The sequence below is a fragment of the Pseudomonas sp. 10(2024) genome (genome assembly GCF_045164175.1).
Taxonomy (GTDB): domain Bacteria; phylum Pseudomonadota; class Gammaproteobacteria; order Pseudomonadales; family Pseudomonadaceae; genus Aquipseudomonas; species Aquipseudomonas alloputida.
Genome location: NZ_CP174006.1, coordinates 1,812,226 through 1,828,982 on the forward strand (window position 1 = coordinate 1,812,226; position 16,757 = coordinate 1,828,982).

General features: G+C 60.7%; 12 protein-coding genes and 1 pseudogene. 7 read left to right on the top strand and 6 right to left on the bottom strand.

Going from position 1 to position 16,757, the window contains the following annotated elements; all coding sequences use genetic code 11:
• Positions 1 to 380 precede the first annotated feature (380 nt).
• Positions 381 to 1,802 carry a group II intron reverse transcriptase/maturase gene (gene ltrA / locus ACI7M0_RS08370; protein ID WP_029886716.1) on the top strand — a complete coding sequence of 474 codons (1,422 nt, stop codon included), beginning with the start codon at positions 381 to 383 and terminating at the stop codon, positions 1,800 to 1,802.
• Between the two features lie 714 nt (positions 1,803 to 2,516).
• Here ltrA and ACI7M0_RS08375 read toward each other — a convergent pair.
• The 6 genes and pseudogenes from ACI7M0_RS08375 to dsbD form a co-directional block, all read right to left on the bottom strand.
• Positions 2,517 to 2,750: pseudogene (locus ACI7M0_RS08375) on the bottom strand (RHS repeat-associated core domain-containing protein); the annotation flags it as partial.
• 249 nt (positions 2,751 to 2,999) lie between these two features.
• Positions 3,000 to 3,701 carry an ATP-binding cassette domain-containing protein gene (locus ACI7M0_RS08380; RefSeq protein ID WP_129934007.1) on the bottom strand — a complete coding sequence of 234 codons (702 nt, stop codon included), beginning with the start codon at positions 3,699 to 3,701 and terminating at the stop codon, positions 3,000 to 3,002.
• Complete coding sequence (locus ACI7M0_RS08385) at positions 3,701 to 4,438, bottom strand: hypothetical protein (RefSeq protein ID WP_129934008.1); 738 nt, start codon at positions 4,436 to 4,438, stop codon at positions 3,701 to 3,703. Before ACI7M0_RS08385 ends, ACI7M0_RS08380 begins: the two co-directional genes overlap by 1 nt.
• 824 nt (positions 4,439 to 5,262) lie before the next feature.
• The gene (gene dsbG, locus ACI7M0_RS08390; RefSeq protein ID WP_014861740.1) at positions 5,263 to 6,021 is read right to left on the bottom strand and encodes a thiol:disulfide interchange protein DsbG; all 759 of its coding nucleotides are present in this window, start codon (positions 6,019 to 6,021) and stop codon (positions 5,263 to 5,265) included.
• Position 6,022: 1 nt separating this feature from the next.
• Entirely contained in the window at positions 6,023 to 6,859 is an 837-nt protein-coding gene (locus ACI7M0_RS08395; protein ID WP_129934009.1) for a TlpA disulfide reductase family protein, read from the bottom strand.
• Positions 6,859 to 8,571, bottom strand: a complete 1,713-nt coding sequence (gene dsbD / locus ACI7M0_RS08400) for a protein-disulfide reductase DsbD (protein ID WP_129934010.1) — start codon at positions 8,569 to 8,571, stop codon at positions 6,859 to 6,861. The genes ACI7M0_RS08395 and dsbD overlap by 1 nt, the downstream gene beginning before the upstream one ends.
• Before the next feature lie 545 nt (positions 8,572 to 9,116).
• Between dsbD and ACI7M0_RS08405 the strand changes: the two genes are divergently transcribed.
• The 6 genes from ACI7M0_RS08405 to ACI7M0_RS08430 all read left to right on the top strand — a co-directional run bounded on the left by ACI7M0_RS08405 (position 9,117) and on the right by ACI7M0_RS08430 (position 16,749).
• The gene (locus ACI7M0_RS08405) at positions 9,117 to 10,112 is read left to right on the top strand and encodes an IS110 family transposase (RefSeq protein WP_129934054.1); all 996 of its coding nucleotides are present in this window, start codon (positions 9,117 to 9,119) and stop codon (positions 10,110 to 10,112) included.
• A gap of 527 nt (positions 10,113 to 10,639) precedes the next feature.
• Positions 10,640 to 13,471 (top strand): xanthine dehydrogenase family protein molybdopterin-binding subunit, encoded by a 2,832-nt coding sequence (locus ACI7M0_RS08410; protein WP_129971926.1) that lies wholly within the window; start codon positions 10,640 to 10,642, stop codon positions 13,469 to 13,471.
• Positions 13,464 to 14,000, top strand: coding sequence for a (2Fe-2S)-binding protein (locus ACI7M0_RS08415; protein WP_003254265.1), 537 nt, complete (start codon positions 13,464 to 13,466; stop codon positions 13,998 to 14,000). The genes ACI7M0_RS08410 and ACI7M0_RS08415 overlap by 8 nt, the downstream gene beginning before the upstream one ends.
• A gap of 2 nt (positions 14,001 to 14,002) precedes the next feature.
• Positions 14,003 to 15,214 carry a cytochrome c gene (locus ACI7M0_RS08420; RefSeq protein ID WP_129934036.1) on the top strand — a complete coding sequence of 404 codons (1,212 nt, stop codon included), beginning with the start codon at positions 14,003 to 14,005 and terminating at the stop codon, positions 15,212 to 15,214.
• A gap of 3 nt (positions 15,215 to 15,217) precedes the next feature.
• Entirely contained in the window at positions 15,218 to 16,189 is a 972-nt protein-coding gene (locus tag ACI7M0_RS08425) for an XdhC family protein (protein WP_129934035.1), read from the top strand.
• Positions 16,186 to 16,749, top strand: coding sequence for an NTP transferase domain-containing protein (locus tag ACI7M0_RS08430; RefSeq protein WP_129934034.1), 564 nt, complete (start codon positions 16,186 to 16,188; stop codon positions 16,747 to 16,749). The genes ACI7M0_RS08425 and ACI7M0_RS08430 overlap by 4 nt, the downstream gene beginning before the upstream one ends.
• The last annotated feature ends 8 nt before the right edge of the window (positions 16,750 to 16,757 follow it).

Here is a 16,757-nt window from a genome sequence, read left to right on the forward strand (position 1 = left end):
GGTGGCCAAAGCGGGTGACTTGGATGTGAAAGTCCTCTACACACCCGGCAAGGGGAAGTGTTAGCCGGAGGCAAGGGTGTCGTGGGTGACCGCGAATCTGAAGGAAGCCCGAGGCAAACTGCTGGCCTGACGAACAGGAAGCGGATAGAGGCGGCACAGCGGGGTGAGGCGGCCCAAATCGTCAAAGCCCAATACTTGCACGGGGCGCTGTGACGTAAATCCGACAGGCATAAGCAGGAAGGTCGCGCGAATTACCCTGGGAGATCTGCACGTTTGCCGATGTGCTACCGAGCGTCGAGAGGCGACGGGATGAACGTGCAGAAGTCAGCCGAAGCCGTAGTAAGTGGCGGATAACCGCGCCACCAAGGGCCGAACAGGTTATGCCGCTAGTAGGCGTCACTGTCTCGTTGGTAGCCGTAATGCAGAAATTTCCTACAACGGAATCTGTCACTCCGAATCCCGGCCAGAAGCCGAGGGTGATGCCTGACAGTGCAAAGGTGCCGGCGGCGTCAGCGACGTGGACGAACGCGGAGCCGGACACGCTGATGGAGCGGGTGCTTGCACCGGCCAACCTCAGGCGTGCGTATCAACGCGTGGTTAGCAACAAGGGGGCTCCGGGTGCCGATGGCATGACGGTCGCTGACTTGGCGGGCTACGTGAAACAGTATTGGCCAACCCTCAAGGCCAGGTTGCTGGCCGGTGAATACCATCCCCAAGCAGTGCGAGCGGTTGAAATTCCCAAGCCGCAGGGCGGCACACGGCAACTGGGAATCCCCACCGTCGTGGATCGCCTGATCCAGCAAGCATTACAGCAACAACTCACGCTACTCTTCGATCCGCTGTTTTCGGACTACAGCTACGGTTTTCGTCCGGGCAAAAGCGCTCACCAAGCCGTTGAAATGGCCCGCTCCCATGTGGCGGCGGGGCATCGCTGGTGCGTGGAGCTTGATCTGGAAAAGTTCTTTGATCGGGTCAACCACGACATCCTGATGGCCTGCTTGCAGCGTCGCGTCGAAGACAAGCGAGTGCTTAGGCTCATCCGCCGCTACCTTGAAGCTGGGGCCATGTCGGGCGGTATCGTCAGCCAACGGCAAGAGGGGACACCGCAAGGCGGCCCACTCTCGCCGTTGCTGTCGAATATCCTTCTGGATGAGCTCGACCGCGAATTGGAACGGCGGGGTCATCGCTTCGTGCGCTACGCCGATGATGCGAACATTTATGTGCGCAGTCCTCGGGCGGGCGAGCGGGTGTTGGCCAGTATCGAGCGCTTCCTGTGCCATCGTTTGAAACTGACGGTGAACCGGAAGAAGAGCCAAGTAGCAGGGGCTTGGAAGTGTGACTACTTGGGTTACGGGATGAGCAGGCACCAGCAACCAAGGCTGCGTGTGGCAACGATGAGCCTGGGGCGTTTACGCGACCGGCTCAGAATATTGCTGCGGAGTGTAAGGGCCCGCAAAGTGGCGACTGTCATTGAGCGAATCAACCCTGTCCTGCGAGGCTGGGCTGGCTACTTCAAGCTCAGCCAGAGCAAACGCCCACTTGAGAAATTGGATGGTTGGGTCAGGCATAAACTTCGCTGCGTCATCTGGCGTCAATGGAAACGGCCCTCAACGAGGGCGCGCAACCTGATGCGCCTGGGCCTGAGCGAAGAACGTGCCTGTAAATCGGCCTTTAATGGCCGAGGCCCGTGGTGGAACTCGGGAGCATCTCATGTGAATCAGGCGCTACCGAAGAGGCTATGGGATAGGTTCGGACTGGTCTCGATACTGGATACGATAAACCGGCTTAGCCGTATAACCTGAACCGCCGTGTACGGAACCGTACGCACGGTGGTGTGAGAGGACGGCGGCTGTGAAGCCGCCTCCTACTCGATTCGGGTTGCGCACACTGCGGTTGAGTCGTTCATCCGGATTTGCAGATCAATCAGGCAGTCGCTCGTTGCTGGCTATTTTCGTGAAGAGGCCCTCAAAGCTAGGCTAATAATCGCCAAACGGTTCCCTTAGAACCCACTGGTCAACAATTGGCCGTCGTACTCGAATATTAGTAAATGCATGTTCTTCAATTAAATAACTTTCCCTGGTTGCCTCATTTTTCCCATTCCATATTTTTTTGATCTTGCCCGCAGCCACGAGCACATCGAAATCCTTGATGTACACACCAAATACACGAGCTTCACCTTTGTGAAGCTTGGCGGCTGCATTCGCATAGCGCTCGGCCACGCCATAGTTGCGTGTAAAATAAAACCCCTGCCCATGATCAACAATTTGATGTCGCTGGGGCTGAACGCCAGACTCTAAAGACCACGTAGAGCTCCTGATGCCGCCATGATATCCTGCAAATACATAATCTGGCGGAAGATTGTTTGAGGTATGTGCAGGAGCGTGTACCGGTTCTAACATTGTCATCCGCACCTCGAGACGGTGATACTTACCTTCCCCTTTTAAGAGCGCCCCATGCCAATCTGGGATGTGGGCGCGACCTGAGAATGCCGAAGATAACCCTCGCCAAAAACGGAAATGCCCACTTGGATCCTGCCAGTTTATTGGGTCTCCCTGGCAATAACCATATGCATTCAGACCACCGCGCTTGAACGGGCTGAAACTGTCAGGCGAGTTGAAACGCATGAGCCCAGGGCTAAATGCCCGTAAACCGTTACCCAGCAAATAATTACCAGTCATCGGGTCCGGTCGCTCACCGTTAAAACCCAGCAGGCCCGATGAGTTCGGGTGATACCCATAAGGTGAGTAAGTGGATGTGTTAGCGGCCGACATTTCGCTCGCCTCATCAATAGGATTCATGTAAGTAGGCACCATGATGTTTTTCTCGGCGTGGCTTTGCGGTCGACTTTGACAGTGTTCGTTAAAATGCGCTACTGATAAAAATAACAGGTTGTGTGGAAGGGGGCTGAAGCGGCCCTGTGTTTCTGGCTGACTTCACTTCCGTCGCGGTTTTAATCTGGGTGCTTTGCTGAATCCAGGATTTAATTTTTAGGATTTCCCCTAGGTCGATGCATTAATAAAGGCTTCATCCAGCGATTTGGCGCGGTGGCGTTCCATGAACTGTCCACCACTGTCAAACGCTTCCAGTCGTTTGTTTGCGAGCATATAAAAGCGCTGGCAGTTTTTCGTGATTTCCTCTGTGTAATGAGAAGATATCAGCACGCTCGCGCCTTCCGCGCACGCGCTTTTTATACCGAGCCATATATAATGTCGAAACTCAGGGTCTACGCCAGCCGTTGGCTCATCAAGAATGATCAAGTCACTGTTTAAAAGCAGCAAGGTCAGCGTGAAGTAGCTGCGAATTTCACCGTAGCTGCAATTGGCGGCTTTTTTCTTGGCGATTTCTGCATATCGCTTGGACAGTGATGGGGACCATTTGGCTAGTTTCGAGAGAATCTCTGTGTGATCTGGGGAAGCGTTGGGGGTCAGGCTGGTGATAAGCTTGCCCGCTTCGTTCATACGCAGTAATGGGGGCGGTGTAAGGATTTGGGTCAAATAGGCCTGGCGCCTGGATACATTGGAAATGGCACCTTTTGCCGGTTTCTTTATTTTACAGATGAGGTCGAAAAGGGTTGTCTTTCCGGCCCCGTTGTTGCCCAGAATGCCGACCAGTTCCCCCGCTTTTATAGTGAGTTCAATGTCGTTCAGCAGCGGATTTTCGCTGTATCCGAAGTGAAGGTTTTTTATAGTTAAAATGTCCATCAGTATCGGCTCCATATGGGTTGGATTCTGAAATATCTTCCGGTCAGGTATGTCGAGGCCGCAGAGGCCGAAAGTGCAATCAGGAAACTGTTGAGAAGGGGCATTTCGCCATGGAAGATCTGCGCGCTTAGAAAGAGCGGGTTGATCAGCATCAGCGCCTGAGAAGCATCGTGCCCCAGCGTGGCGCCGGTGTATCCGGAGACCAGCATGAGAAATGACATGAGTGAGAAAAGTGTGCTGGCTGTGCTGAATTTTATCGGCAGCGCAGCGATCCCCAGGCCGATACAGGTGAACATGAGGTAGCTGGTGTAGAAGCATGCCATCAGATAGAGGAATTCAGGAAGTGAGTAGTGACCTCGTAGGGGTTTGGTCAAGAGATAGAAAAGCGTGGCGTACAGTGAGCTCAATAAGAAATAGCTGAGTGTATGGGCCGTCAGGAATATCTTGATTGCGCCGGGTTGGTAGATGAAGGATCGCGTGAAGCCACTTTCCCTTCTGCCGATGAGGTAGAAGCTGAATCCAAAGAACGCGAGGGTGGCAGAGATGTATGAGTAGAACCAGGCGGCTGAAGCGGTATAGGTCGAGGCTGCATGCGTTGGCTGGGTGATGATGAAGAGTATGCAGGGGGCCAGTGCTGACCAAAGAAGCGATGTGGGCTCCCTCAAGTGCTCAGTGGTCAAGATTTTTGTGATGGTCGTGATTTTCTGTGCGCTGCGGATACAGTGGTTTGGATTCATGAGTAGACCAATTTGGTGTCATGGTTGCGGTGTTATTTGATTTCGCAGTGAGTGTCGAAGCCAATGCCATGAGGGTAATGCCAAATTGATTTTCCATGAGTGTCTCCTGGTTTTTGGTGTGGTCTGAAATGTATGGGTATGGAGGTTTAGGCGTTCGGTTGTTTCAAGTCAATCTTTCGGTGGGGATGGCGTGGCTGGACGTGATATTGGAGTGTTCGGTTTAAAGCTATTTTTGTGGGAAAACTCTTCAGAAGGTTCTTGCTTAAATCTGATAATGTTTTTTGGGGTTTATTTTTTCTTCTAATTGTGTAAGAAATTTCTGTTTTTGATGCTCGAACGCTCTGTTGTGAATGTCCGAATGTTCTTTGTTGTGCGTGTGTGTAGGATTTGAATAAGGGAAGCAAGCAAACGATGTTTAACGACAGGGCGTGCCGAATAATTGTTTCTAGATATGTTGAGTGGCAGATTTAAATCTGCGCGGGGTAGATTTGCCCGGTCGGGAGATTTAATGCTTGCGAAAGAACGGCCTGCGTCCAATCACCAATGTGTCTCCACTCCCAGTGTAGGAGCGGGTTTACCCGCGAATACAGTGGCGGCGGCAACGGTGAACGGCTGGTGGAAATTGGCCAGCAGGTCCGGCCCTTTCGCGGGTAAACCCGCTCCTACGGCCGACCGCGCAGGCCTTGCGATCACGAGCCTGGCGCAAAACCCAGCCGTTAGCGCGAGCCCCGTAGGAGCGGGTTCACCCGCGAACACCGGCGTAGCCGGTGCCATGCCCCGCGTCACCTGCTTCGCGGCGCTCGATCTGTGCCCCACCACATGCACTAGCGCTTGCCCAGAATCTTCCCAAGCATCTCCGGCCGTGGTGCCCCTTGCTGGCTTTGCAGGTTGCCTTGCTCATCCTGATAGAAAATGGCCGGGGTCGCCTGCAACCCCATCTCTTCCATCAACGCCATGTTCGCCGCCAGCTTCTGTTGCACAGCCTCTGGCACCTGTTCCAGCGCCTTCAGGGTACTGGCCTTGCCGGCCTTTTCATGCTGCTGCAGTGCCTTGACCGGGTCTTTCGCTGCCAGCAGTGCCGCCGATTTGCCCGGGCTGTCTTCGCGGATGATGCCGACCATGATATGGCGCAACTGCACCTTGCCCGATTCCACCCACGGCCGCGCCTGTTCCCAGAACATGTTGCAGTAGGGGCAGTTCGGGTCGCTGAACAGGTACACCTTGCGCGGCGCATCGGCCTTGCCGTCGGCGATCCACGCGGTTTTCTCCATTTTCGCCCAGATTTCCTTGCTCATCGGCGCGTATACCAGCTTTTGCAGCGGCTCGGCGCTCAGGTCTTTGCCCTGTTCGTCGAACAGGCTGCCGACCAGTACATGCTTGCCGTCAGGGGTCAGGTACAGGGCCAGGGCGTTGTTCTGGTACTCGGCGGCATAACCGCGCAGGCCGTTGGGCGCATCGAAGCTGCCCTTGATCACGGCGCCTTTGGCTTGCAGTTGCTGAACTGCCTTGGGCAGTTCTTCGGCCTGCAGGGCAGGGGCGGCCAGCAGGGCCAGGGACAGGGGCAGCAGTGCAGTCAATCGCATGTCAGTTTCCTTGTGCGGCAGGGCCGGGCGCAAGGGCCCGGTCGAAAGGTTCCAGGGCGTGGCGCAGGCTGGCCCGGGACAGCTCGCCCAGGTGGCTGCCGACCAGCCGCCCGTTGGCGTCGTAGAACAGGGTGGTGGGCAAGGCCATGGAGCCGACGCGCTGGGCCAGCAGGCCGGTGCCGTCGAACAGCACGTGGGTCAGGCTCAGGCCGGTGGTGGCGAGGAAGGTGCTGACGTTTTCCGGGGTTTCGCCCTGGTTGACGAACAGGAAGGTCACGTGCGGGTAAGCGCTTTGCGCCTGTTGCAGCACGGGCATCTCACGCCGACACGGTGGGCACCAGGTGGCCCAGATGTTGATGACCAGCGGCTTGCCGCGGTAGCTGTGCAATGCCACGGCCTGGCCGCCGGCGTTGCGCAGGCTCAGTTCGGGCAGCTCGGTGCCTTTGCTGTACAGGTGGCCACCGAGGCTGGCCAGGCCCCAGAACAGTGCGCCGCTGAACAGCGCCCAGCCTAGCGGGCGGCGCAGGCCGGGGTGGCGCCAGCCCTGCCACAGGGCTCCGAGCACAATGCCCGCAAGGCCCGACCAGAACAGGAAGCCGCCGTCACGGATGTCGATGATTTGCAGCGGGTCGTCCCGGTACATCGGCCAGTAGGCCAGTACGAAGCCGGCGCGGGCACACAGCAGGCCGATCAGGAACAGGTTGAACAGCGCCGATTCCGGGCTCTCGCCGCCACGTCGGGCGACCCACCAGCCGACCACGCTGGCGATCACCAGGGCGGTGAGCATCAGCAGGTGGTTGAGGGCCATGGTCAGTGGCCCGAGTGTTACGGTCAGCATCAGCCTTGGCTCCTGGTCTGGACCCAGTGTTGCTGGAACGCTGCTGCGTCCACCTCACCGGTGATGCGCCGCGCGCGGCGTTCTTCGCCTTCCGGGCCGATCCAGATGATGCTGGGCGGGCCGGGTACCTGGTAGCGCTGCAGCAGGGCTTTGCTGGCTGGGCTGTCGGCGGTCACGTCCAGGCGCAGCAGGTGCACGCCGGCCAGGCCGGTCTGCACGTCGCTGCGGGCGAACACCTGCTTTTCCATGACTTTGCACGACACGCACCAGTCGGCATAGTAGTCGAGCATCACCCACTGGCCGCGGGCTTTGGCCGCGTCCAGCTCACGTTGCAGGTCCTCGGGGCGGCTGACGGTGACGAAGCTGTCCTCGGCATGCTGGCCAGCGGCCGCTGTGTTGCCCCCGGCGAACGGACGTAGTGGCTGCCAGAGGTCGTCGCCGCCTGCTGCCGCACCGACCAGCAACAGGCCGCCCCACAGGGCGCCGAGTAACGGCACTGCACGCAACGCCGGCAGCCGCTGCAGGGCTGGCCAGGCAGCCCAGGCCAAGGCGATCAGCCAGGCGCCGCTCAGTGCCAGCAGCAAGGTAGCAGGCAGCAGGCTGCGCACGGTGTACAGCGCCATGGCCAGGAACACGAAACCGAACACACCCTTGACCCGGTTCATCCACGCACCCGGGCGCGGCAGATAACGGTTGCCCAGGGTTACCAGCAACAGCAGCGGCACGCCCATGCCCAGGCCGAGGCTGAACAGCACCAGCGCGCCTTGCAGTACGTCACCGCTCTGCGCGATGTACAGCAGCGCACCGGCCAACGGCGCAGTCATGCACGGGCCGAGCAACAGGCCGGACAACGCCCCGAGCAATGCCGCGCCATACAGGTTGCCGCCACGGGTACCTTGCCCGGCGCGGTCCAGGCGGTCGCGCAGGGCGGCAGGCAGTTGCAGTTCGAAGACGCCGAACATCGGCAGTGCCAGCAGCACGAACAGCCCTGCCAGGCTGCCCAGCAGCCAGGGTTGCTGCAGCCAGGCCTGCAGGCTGGCACCCAGCAGGGCAGCAACCACCCCGAGCCCGGCGTACACCAGGGCCATGCTCAGCACATAGACCCCAGCCAGCAGCCAGCCGCGCCGGGCACTGGCGCCATTGCCCAGCACCAGCCCGGCAAGGATCGGCAGCATCGGCAGCGAGCAGGGGGTGAAGGCCAGCAGCAGCCCAAGGCCGAAGAACGCCAGCAGGCTCCAGGCCAGGTGGCCTTGCTGAAGGCCGCTGGCCAGGGCCTGGTCGCTGGCTTGCTCGGCGGCGGGCGTTACGCTGCCACCCAAGTCGATCGAGGTGGTCTGCGGCGGGTAGCACAGGCCGGCATCGGCACAGCCCTGCCAGCCCAGGCGCAACTGACCCTGGGCGTTGGCAGGCAATAGCAGTTCAAGCTGGTCGCGATACACCGCGCTGTCGCCGAAGAACTCGTCGTGATGGTTGAGTGCCGGTGGCAGTTGCGGGTGTTGCTCGGTGGGCAGGCCATCGAACTTCAGGCGCTTCTGGTACAGGTAGTAGCCCGGCTTGATCTGGAAGTACAGGCGCATCTGGCCGTCGGCCTGGCGGTCGTGGGTCAGCACGAAGGCTTGGTCAACCGGCAGGAAGTCTGGTTTCACATCGAACGGGTTGGCTTGCAACGGGCCGGCCAGTAGGAGTGTGAGGAAGAGCAGGAGAACGCGCATGTCTTCGCCTTGGCAGATCTGGGAATGGGGCCATGCTGGCTGGGGTTGATTAAATGAAGGTTAACGCGGGTGTTGGGGTTGGGGGTGAGTCAGGAGTAGTAAGAGCTTGTTCTGGGTTTGCAGGGTCTTTGTTGTTGGATTTTCGAGGGGGCGGTGTTGGAATTTTGAGGGGACGGCGTTGGGATTTTGAGGGGACGGCGTTGGAATTTTGAGGTGTTTGCCGATTCATTTTCAGCGCCTGTGAGATCGAGCGCCGCCCGCGCGGCGCTTCGCGGGTAAACCCGCTCCTTGTATGTTGTCCTTAGCCTGGCGGGAGAGGTTATTCTCGTCAGGCTGAAGAAGCACTTCCGGGGAGGCCGATCGCTCCTAAAGGCAGGGATTACCCCTGACCTTGTACGTAGAGAGGCCCCCCGCCTCATTGCCCACTGCGAAGAGTATCGAGAAGCCGACAAGTCGGACTTCGCATTACAAGGTTGCAGCAGCATGAAGTTCGAGGTCGGGGAACCGGAGGCCATTGTTACCTAACTCGCTGGGGAGAGGGAAGAATGAGTGTCTGTGTTGGCCTCGATATCGGCTCACGCACTTCGATCGTCGGGGTACGTAAAGATGGGCGTCCGGCCGGACAGTGGGATATCGCTCAAACCCCTGCAGGCCGTAAGGCTGCGGTGAAAAAGCTGCTGGCACTCAAGCCCAAGTCGATCGTGATGGAGGCGACCGGAATCTATTACCTAGACTTGGCTCTTGAGCTACATGCGGCTGACCTCCCTGTTTCAGTGATCAACCCCAAGAGCTTTCACAATTTCGCCAAACTGATGCTGGTGAACAGCAAGACCGATGCAATAGATGCTCAGTTGCTGTCCGAGTACGGCGAGCGTATGACACCGCGCTTGTGGACGCCTCCAAGCCCTGTGCAGCTTGAGCTGAGGGCTCTGGGCCGGCACATCAACCGTTTGGTGGGACACCGTACCAGGGCGAAGAACGAACTTCATGCGCTGCAGGCGACCTCTACGACCGTGTCGATGCTGATCGAAGATCAAGAAGAAGCCATTGCTTCACTGGATAATCGAATTGAACGCTTTCGTAAGGCTGGCCGCGAGATGGTCGCCCAGTGTCCGACGCTTACTCGGCAGTACAAGCAGCTGCTCGCAGGCCCAGGAATAGGAGAAGTCTCAGCACTTGCTGCATTGGCTGAGCTGACCACCCTTCCTCAAATGCTCAAGTCCTCGCAGGTAGCTCGTCACGCGGGGCTGGATGTTCGGCAGACACAGTCGGGGACGAGCATTGACAAGCCCGGTCGGCTCGGCAAAAGCGGGAATGCTTATCTGCGGGCAGCCATGTACATGCCTGCCTTGACCGCAGTGCGCTGCGACCCTTATGCGAAGGCTTTTTACGAATCCCTGGTCAGTAGGGGCAAGAAAAAAATGCAGGCTATCGCTGCTGTCATGCGCAAGTATCTGACAGGCATCTGGGCATGCATGCGTGGGGATGTGCCATTTGATACGGTGAAGCTTTTCAGCTCTGAACACCTCGGAAAAGCTTGACCGCCAACAGAGTATCTACGTTTGTTTCGGGCCAATTATTCCTGTGGGATTTGCGCGCGACCGCCTTGGCGCATGTCTCGATATCGCGTCGTACAAACAAGGCGGTCGCGCGCGACTGGTGCAGGAGGGACTGGCCCGAAACAAACGTAGGAGCGGGTTTACCCGCGAAGCGCCGCGCGGGCGGCGCTCGATCTCATAGGCGCTGCAAATCGCCCGGCGAACACCTACCAGGCGCTGAAAATCGCCCGGCGAACACCTACCAGGCGCTGAAAATCTCCCGGCAAACACCTACCAGGCGCTGAAAATCTCCCGGCGAACACCTACCAGCCGCTGAAAATCTCCCGCCAAACACCTACCCGCCAAAGCGCGAATTCCGCCCCTTGCCCTATACACACCGCGACACATTGTCGGCTTGACTTTGCCTCTACCCACCCAATTGCTGTAAAGTTGACACCAAGGTCAGCTTTTCTCAAGCCAGGCCAAGAATCAAAAGAAAGGGCAGGCCCCAACTGCCCAGAGGATCAAGCATGTCCAACCGTGATATTTCCCGGCGCGCCTTCCTGCAAGGCGGCCTGATCGCTGGTGTCGGCGTGACCATGGCGCCACTTGGCAGCCAGGCCTTCGCCGCGTTGATGGAGGAGCGCGTCACCACCTCGCCACAGAAGTGGATGAACCACGACGGCAAGGCGCGTTTCCGTAACGATGCCTTGTCCAAGGTCTGCGGCGACAAAGTGTTCGCCCGCGACATCCGCGCCAAGGACATGCCCGGCTGGCCCGCGCAGCAAGGTCATGCGCTGCTGCTCAAGGCGACCAAGGTCGACCGGATTTATGCCGGCCATGACCTCAGCCTGCTCGGCAGCGACCTGCAGCCGGACCGCATCGTCACCGCCGCCGACCTCGAACAGGACGGCATCGCCTGGCCCGAGGCCCATTCGCCCGACCCGCTGCTGCCGCCCGGCAAGGTGCCGATGTTCATCGGCCACCCGGTGGCGATCCTGATCTGGCACGACTTCGAGCGCTTCCGCCAGGCCAAGCGCAAGCTGCAGTTCAATCAGCAGGCGATCCGTTACGGTGCCCAGGCGCCGTTGTACCAGCGCGACCCTTATGGCAGCTTCCGTTTCGTGCGGGTGGGCGGCACCACGCCGTTCGACGACGATGAGTTCTCCAGCCTGAAGAACTCCATGCTGTTCCCCACCATTCTCAACCGCAAGCCGGTGTGGTCGAAGCAGCCCAACCAGCACGGCGACCTGACCGAGCAGGGGTTGTTCTACGCCAAGCGCATGGCCGAGCAACTGGACAACCCGCCCGAGGACTGGCTGGTGTTCGACGAGCGCTACAAGACGCCATCCATCGAACCTGCCGCGCTGGAGCCGGACAACGGCAACGGCTGGTATGACCCGGCCACGGGCACGCTGCACTTCGTGGTCGCCACTCAGTGCCCGTTCGAAGTGGCGCAGGAATGCGTGCACATGATCAAACCGTCGCGCTTCGCCCTGAACACGCTGAACATGCACCCGGGCTATACCGTGGGCTATGGCTCAAAAGACAACAATATCTTCGTCTTCTATGCCGCAGTGGCTGCGCTGTACGGCGCCGGCGTGCCGATCCGCCTGGCCAACGACCGCTACGAGCAGTTCCAGAGCGGCATCAAGCGCCATGCCTTCGATATCCGCTACCAGTTGGCGGTGGACAAGAAGGACAACAGCTTCAAGATCTTCCGCGCCGACATGAGCTGCGACGGCGGCGGGCGCATCAACTACAGCCCGTCGGTGGCCGCCGTGGGCGCCACTGCTGCCCAGTCGATCTACTACATGCCACAGAACGACCTGTCGGTGACCGCCTACTACTCCCGTGGCGTCGAGGCCGGTTCCATGCGCGGTTACGGCACCCTGCAGAGCATGGCGGCCACCGAGATGATGGTGGATGAGATCGCTGGCCGCCTGGGGGTCGATGCTATCGACCTACGCCGCGCCAACGCGCTGAAATCGGGCATGAAGAACACCCAGGGTGCGGTCCCGGCCGGCGCCCTGCGCCTTTACGAGATCCTCGACAAGGCCGCTGTGCACGAGTGGTGGCGCAACCGCGAGGCCCGCAAGCAACAGATGGACGCCAAGGACCCGGACCACTGGTACGGCGTCGGCTTCGCCATCTGCCAGAAGGACTTCGGCACAGGCTCCGAGGCGCCGATGGCCAGTGTCGAGTTCAGCGCCGATGGCCGCATCAGCCTGCGCCACATCGGCACCGAGCTGGGCACTGGCATGTCCACTTCCCAAGCACTGGTGGTAAGCGACTTCCTTGGCCGTTCGGCCGACGAGGTGAAGACCGCGGTCACCGAATGGTCGGAGCTGCAGCTGACCACCAGCGGCAACCCCTACCTGATCAGTCAGCCCGAACAGGACGCTGCGCTGCGCAATCCGCGCTGGGTCGGCAAGCTGGCGTCGCCGTCGTCGGCGACCAACTCGGCCTTCTACTTCAGCCATGCTACCCGCGAAGCGGCGCGTGTGCTGTTCAATCATGGGCTGTGGCCGGCGGCCATGGCGATCTGGAGCCAAGGCCCGCACGGCGGCCAGGCCAACCCGCTGGTGGTGCGCCGTGAAAATGCGGTGTGGGTCAACGGTGAGCTGACCGGCAACGGCCTGGCGCCGATTCCGTTTGCCCAGCTGGCGCAGAAGGCCCACGACATGGGGCTGGTCACTGGCGTGAGCGTGCACGGCTTCAACCGCTGGAGCTGGGCCGAGGCCGACTTTGTCATCGATGGCGTGCGCGAGCGCTTCCCGCTCGATGCCATGGCGGTGAAATACGGCGATGGTGCGGTGAATGCCAAGAAGGCGCAGATGGGCAGCCATGGCTATCACCTGCTCGACCGGCAGAATGCAGCCTACCCCGACACCCAGCTGAACAACGCCATGGTCACCTACTACAGCCCGGTGGCGACCATCGTCGAGGTCAAGGTCAACAAAGGCACCTTGGAGACGCAGGTGCTCAACCACCACAGTTGGGTCGAGTGTGGCCGGGTGCTGGTGCCGGAACTGGTCAAGGGCCAGCTCGAAGGCGGTATCGCCATGGGCATTGGCCATGCACTGACCGAAGAAATGCCGTTGTACGAGGGTGGGCCCGGGGAGGGCGACTGGAACTTCAACCGCTACCGCCTGCCGCATGCGCGCGATGTGGCGGTGTGGCAGCAGACCAGCGAAATCCTCCCGCCGCTGTCACCGACCGACCCCTCCAAGGGCATCGCCGAAGTGGTGATGATCCCGGTCGTCGGTGCCATCGGCAATGCCGTCGCGCATGCCATCGGCAAGCGCGTGCGCGATCTCCCCATCACCCCAGCCCGTATCAAGGAGGCCCTCAATGGCTAACCGTCCACTGCAACTGACGCTCAATGGTCAACCGGTCGGGCCGGTCGAGGTCCCCGCGGACCTGGCGATGATCGACTACCTGCACGAACACCAGAACCTCACCGGCTCGCGCCTGGGTTGCGGCCAGGGCATCTGCCACGCCTGCGTGGTGATCGTCGACAACCCCGACGGCACCAGCGAAGAAGTGCGCACCTGCATCACCGGTGCGCATTACTTCGAAGGCAAGAAGGTTCGCACCATCGAAGGCCATGCCAAGAAAGACGAGGCCGGCAACCTGACGCTCAACCCGATCCAGCAGAAGTTCGTCGACCTGTTCGCCTTCCAGTGCAGCTACTGCGCACCAGGCTTCGTCAATGCCGCTACCGTGCTGGTGGAAACGGCCCAGCGCCAGCCGTTGAAGAAGAGCGAAGTGGAGGACCGCATCGAGGCCAGCCTCGGTCACCACATCTGCCGCTGCACAGGCTATGTGCGCTACTACGATGCCACCCGCAAGGTGCTCAACGATCTCGGCCTGGTCAAGGAGGGTTGAACATGGGCTTCGTACGTAGCGCCTCGGCGTTGGCTCTCGGGCTGGCTGTCAGTTCGTTTGCCTTGGCGGCCGACGATGCGCAGGTCAAGCGCGGTGAATACCTGGCCCGCGCGGCCGACTGCATGGCCTGCCACACCGCCGAAGGCGGCGCGCCGTATGCGGGCGGCCTGCCGATCCATTCGCCGTTCGGCACCATTTATGGCAGCAATATCACCCCGGACAAACAGTATGGCATCGGCAACTACAGCGCCGACGAGTTCTTCGCCGCAGTCACCGAGGGCAAGCGCAAGGATGGCGCCAACCTTTATCCTGCGATGCCTTACACCTCGTACCACCTGATCAAGCGTGAAGATTCGGACGCGATCCTCGCCTACCTGATGACCATACCGCCGATCAACCGCCCGGCACCGCAGACCGCGCTGCGCTTCCCGTTCAATGTGCGCATGGGGCTCAGCGGCTGGAACATGCTGTATGGCAAGAGCGTGCAACTGCAGCCGACCGAGGGTAAAAGCCCGGCCTGGCAGCGCGGCCAGTACATGGTAGAGGTCATGGGCCATTGTGGCGAATGCCATACCCCGCGCAACCCGATCGGTGCGCTGCAGCAGGACCAACGCCTGAGCGGCGGCCTGCTGGGTGGCTACCTGGCGCCAAGCCTGCTGGCCCAGGACCTGGCCGAGCGCGGCTGGACCCAGCCGGACCTGACCACCTTCCTCAAGCACGGCATCAGCGCCCAGGGCAGCATGTTCAACGAGATGTTCCCGGTGGTGCACCACAGCACCCAGCACCTGGAAGATGCAGACCTTGCGGCCATGGCCACCTACCTGCTGGGCGACCAGCCGCCGCCGGCCAAGGCTATCGAGTCCGTTGCCCTGGAGCAGATGAGCGACAGTGCCAAGCGGGGCCACCAGCAGTACCTGAACGTCTGCGCCGGCTGCCATGGGGTCGACGGCGAGGGCAAGCCGCACATCGCCGTAGCCATGCGCGGCAACACCGTGCTGCGCCAGGCCGACTCCCGCAATCTGGTCAAGGTGGTTCTGGAAGGCATCCGTGAACAGCAGTTCACCGGCTTTGAGCGCATGCAGCCGATGCCGGGCTTTGCCGACAAGCTTGATGACCAACAGGTGATAGATATGGTCAACTACTTGCGCCAGGCCTGGGGTGGATTGCCCGGCGACCTGAACCTACAGCAGCTCGCCGAGCTGAAGGCGGAGTAAAGCGTGCAGCATCTCGATCTACAGGTGATCCGTCAGGCTTTGCAGTGGTCCTGCAACGGCCAGCGGGTATGGTTGTGCACGGTGCTCGCCACCTACGGCTCGGCGCCGCGTGCGCCGGGTTCGCTGCTGGCGGTGAACGCCAGCGGCCAGTGGCTCGGCTCGCTGTCCGGTGGCTGTGTCGAAGACGACTTTCTCGAACGCGTGGCCCTGGGGGAATTCCCGGAGCCGGTTGCCATCGTGCGTTATGGCGACGGCAGCGACCCGCGTTCGCGCGTTCGCCTGCCGTGTGGCGGTGTGCTTGAAGTACTGGTGGAGAACCTGCCGGTTGAATGCGAGGTGCAGGCGCATCTGCGTGAGCTGGAACGTGCGCTGCAGGGTCAGCGCCGGATACTGCGTGAGGTGAGCCTGCCTACGGGTACCCGCCAGCTGCTCGATGACCATAGTCAGGGGCCACGGGTGGAACGGGAAAATGCCCGGGTGCGCTTGCGTGTCGGCGCCGCCCAGCGGCTGCTGCTGGCCGGTTATTCCAGCGTGGCGCATTTTTGCGTCGAATTCGGCAGGGGCATGGGGTTTGAGGTCATCCTTTGCGAGCCGCGTGACGAAGTACTCGACGGCGTAGTGCTGAATGGCATCGAGGTGCGCCGCGAGCTTCCGTCGGAATTCATCGCCAATGGCGGTTGCCATGCCGACACGGCAGTGGTGGCATTGACCCACGATCCAAAAATCGATGACCTGGCCATGCTTGAAGCCGTGCGGACCGAAGCGTTCTACATCGGCGTGATGGGCTCCAAGGCCACCTCCGACAAGCGTCGCGAACGCTTGCAGCGAATTGGTGGCCTGGGTTGCGACGAGCTGGCGCGCATCCATGCGCCGATTGGCCTGAACCTGGGCAGCAAGACCCCGGCCGAGATCGCCCTGGCGGTACTGGCCGATATCCTTCGTGTGCGCAACGGCATCGAGCGGGCGGCGCTGTGAGCGTGGTTGCGCTGGTGCTGGCGGCGGGGCGCGGCACGCGTTTCGGCGCTGACAAGCGCCGGGCGACCCTGGCGGATGGCCGCAGTTTGCTGGCGCATAGCGCGGAGCGGGCACGGGCGGTGTTTAATGATGTGCGTGTGGTGTTGCGCGCGGGCGAGCAGGGCGGGGATTTCGGTTTGCCTGGCGGTTACCGAGTGATCGTCAGCCCGGATGCGGCAGCGGGCATGGGGCACAGCCTGGCGGCCGGGGTCGGGTCGTTGGGCGACAGCCAGGCACAGGCGGTGGCGATCTTGTTGGGTGATATGCCGTGGATCGAGTTGGCTACCTTGCGCCGCTTGGCCGAGGCTTCCAGCGCTTCGAACATTGTGTTGCCACGCCATGCCGGGCAGCAGGGCCACCCGGTGATTTTTGGGCGCGATTTCTGGCCGGCGCTGGGGCTATTGGCCGGCGATGAAGGGGCGCGGGCGGTGGTGCAGGCGCAGCGGGATTGTTGTGTTGTGGTTGAGGTGGAGGATGCTGGGGTGTTGCTGGATGTGGATACCCCGCAGGGGTTGATGTAGGGCCAAGG

Excerpts from the sequence above, each read along its gene's own strand:
- ACI7M0_RS08420 (WP_129934036.1), top strand. The coding sequence starts at position 14,003 with ATGGGCTTCGTACGTAGCGCCTCGGCGTTGGCTCTCGGGCTGGCTGTC.
- dsbD (WP_129934010.1), bottom strand. The coding sequence starts at position 8,571 with ATGCGCGTTCTCCTGCTCTTCCTCACACTCCTACTGGCCGGCCCGTTG.
- ACI7M0_RS08395 (WP_129934009.1), bottom strand. The coding sequence starts at position 6,859 with ATGCTGACCGTAACACTCGGGCCACTGACCATGGCCCTCAACCACCTG.
- ltrA (WP_029886716.1), top strand. The coding sequence starts at position 381 with ATGCCGCTAGTAGGCGTCACTGTCTCGTTGGTAGCCGTAATGCAGAAA.
- ACI7M0_RS08380 (WP_129934007.1), bottom strand. The coding sequence starts at position 3,701 with ATGGACATTTTAACTATAAAAAACCTTCACTTCGGATACAGCGAAAAT.
- ACI7M0_RS08410 (WP_129971926.1), top strand. The coding sequence starts at position 10,640 with ATGTCCAACCGTGATATTTCCCGGCGCGCCTTCCTGCAAGGCGGCCTG.
- ACI7M0_RS08385 (WP_129934008.1), bottom strand. The coding sequence starts at position 4,438 with ATGAATCCAAACCACTGTATCCGCAGCGCACAGAAAATCACGACCATC.
- dsbG (WP_014861740.1), bottom strand. The coding sequence starts at position 6,021 with ATGCGATTGACTGCACTGCTGCCCCTGTCCCTGGCCCTGCTGGCCGCC.
- ACI7M0_RS08405 (WP_129934054.1), top strand. The coding sequence starts at position 9,117 with ATGAGTGTCTGTGTTGGCCTCGATATCGGCTCACGCACTTCGATCGTC.
- ACI7M0_RS08415 (WP_003254265.1), top strand. The coding sequence starts at position 13,464 with ATGGCTAACCGTCCACTGCAACTGACGCTCAATGGTCAACCGGTCGGG.